The organism is Roseibium sp. RKSG952, from assembly GCF_009711355.1.
On sequence record NZ_SMMF01000254.1, the window covers coordinates 1 to 439 of the forward strand.

The 439-nt window shown below is 53.1% G+C and carries 1 rRNA gene; it reads right to left on the minus strand.

Annotated elements, in window-relative coordinates:
- Positions 1-439, minus strand: a 23S ribosomal RNA gene (locus E1297_RS00625); the annotation flags it as partial.

Below are 439 nucleotides of genomic sequence, written 5' to 3' on the forward strand. Positions count from 1 at the left end.
TCGGAGTTTGGTTAGGATCAGTAAGGCGGTAAGCCCCCATAGCCCATCCAGTGCTCTACCCCCGGGAGAATACATCCGACGCTCTACCTAAATAGATTTCGCGGAGAACCAGCTATTTCCGAGTTTGATTGGCCTTTCACCCCTAGCCACAGCTCATCCCCGACTTTTTCAACAGGCGTGGGTTCGGTCCTCCAGTGCGTGTTACCGCACCTTCAACCTGGCCATGGCTAGATCACTCGGTTTCGGGTCTAATCCAACGAACTAAGGCGCCCTGTTCAGACTCGCTTTCGCTACGCCTACACCTACCGGCTTAAGCTTGCTCGTTAAATTAAGTCGCTGACCCATTATACAAAAGGTACGCTGTCACCCTTTCGGGCTCCAACTGTTTGTAGGCATCCGGTTTCAGGGTCTGTTTCACTCCCCTCGTCGGGGTGCTTTT